The sequence below is a fragment of the Psychrobacter sp. FME13 genome, from assembly GCF_014861395.1.
Lineage (GTDB): Bacteria > Pseudomonadota > Gammaproteobacteria > Pseudomonadales > Moraxellaceae > Psychrobacter.
This window is the reverse complement of sequence record NZ_RRYV01000331.1, coordinates 1-919: the sequence shown is the minus strand read 5'-3', so window position 1 is coordinate 919 and position 919 is coordinate 1. Positions and strand designations below refer to the sequence as shown.

Here is a 919-nt window from a genome sequence, read left to right as displayed (position 1 = left end):
AAATTGCAAACGAGGTTCGTGGCTCAGTCGATGGGTGGGATTTTAAACAGTATGTGTTGGGGACTTTGTTCTACCGCTTTATCAGTGAGAACTTTGCCAATTATATTGAGGCGGGGGATGAGAGCGTTAATTATGCCGCTCTTTCGGATGAGGTGATTACTGCTGATATTAAAGACGATGCGATTAAGACTAAGGGTTATTTTATATACCCAAGTCAGTTGTTTGCTAGTGTGGCTGCCAATGCGCATAGAAACGAGAACTTAAATACGGATTTGGTGGCTATCTTTAAAGAGATTGAAAGCTCGGCCAATGGCTACCCGTCTGAGCCTGATATTAAGGGTTTGTTTGCTGATTTTGATACCACCAGTAACCGATTAGGTAATACAGTAGCGGATAAAAACACTCGTCTAGCTGCGGTACTTAAAGGGGTAGCTGGCCTTAAGCTGCATCAGTTTGAGGACAGTGAGATTGATCTATTTGGCGATGCTTATGAGTATCTGATCTCAAACTATGCGGCCAATGCGGGTAAATCAGGCGGTGAGTTCTTCACCCCTCAAAGCGTGTCTAAACTGATTGCTCAAATTGCGATGCATAAACAAGAGACAGTTAACAAAATATACGATCCAGCTGCAGGTTCGGGCTCTTTATTGCTGCAAGCTAAAAAGCACTTTGATAATCACATCATTGAAGAGGGGTTTTTTGGTCAAGAGATTAACCATACCACCTATAACCTTGCACGTATGAATATGTTTTTACATAACGTGAACTACGACAAGTTTAATATCAAGCTTGGTAACACACTGCTAGATCCGCATTTTGGGGAGGATAGACCCTTTGATGCGATTGTCTCTAACCCACCGTATTCAGTGAAATGGATTGGTAGTGATGATCCGACCTTAATTAATGATGAGCGTTTTGC

General features: G+C 42.2%; 1 protein-coding gene. It reads left to right on the top strand.

Going from position 1 to position 919, the window contains the following annotated elements:
- Positions 1-2 precede the first annotated feature (2 nt).
- A partial coding sequence (locus tag EI164_RS16415; protein ID WP_318779571.1) for a type I restriction-modification system subunit M occupies positions 3-919 on the top strand: 917 nt, incomplete at its 3' end.